The organism is Aminobacter sp. P4_D5 (genome assembly GCF_056401815.1).
In genome coordinates, this window is sequence record NZ_JBFUIP010001074.1 from 1 (window position 1) to 588 (window position 588).

A 588-nucleotide genomic window follows, 5' to 3' on the forward strand; every position below is an offset into this window, starting at 1 on the left:
CCTTCGGGTTCTTGGAGAGGGCCGTCGCCACGACGCCGTCCAGGGCCGCCGGCAGATCCGCTACGACCAGCGACGGTGCGGTCGGATCCTGCGTCAGGATGCCGTGGAAGACCGCCGTCATGTCACCGGGAAACGGATGCCGGCCGGTGAGCAGCTGGTAGAGGATGATCCCGACCGACCAGAGGTCCGAACGCAGGTCGGCCTCCTCGCCGCGGACCTGTTCGGGGGACATCGCCATCGGCGTGCCGATGATCTGGCCGGCGACGGTCTGCTGGGATTCGCCGATCCGCGCGATGCCGAAATCGGTCAACCGGATCTCACCCAGCCCGTCCGCGGCGGTCAGCGCGAGCAGGATGTTCGCGGGCTTCACGTCGCGATGCACGATGCCGCGGCCATGCGCATAGTGGAGTGCGTCGAGGAGGGCGCAGGTGACGCGGACGGTCTCCGCGAGGCTCGGTCTTTCGCCGCGGTCGAGGACGGACTTCAGCGTCTCGCCGATGACCAGCTCCATAACGATCCAGGCGAAGTCCTTCGTCTCGCCGAAATCATGGACGGTGACGATTCCCGGATGCGAGAGCCGTGCGACCG

General features: G+C 67.5%; 1 protein-coding gene. It reads right to left on the reverse strand.

The genetic code is table 11. The features are described from left to right. Window positions 1-588: serine/threonine-protein kinase (locus AC1DWF_RS36735; protein WP_476843355.1), on the reverse strand; the 588-nt coding region annotated here is incomplete at both ends.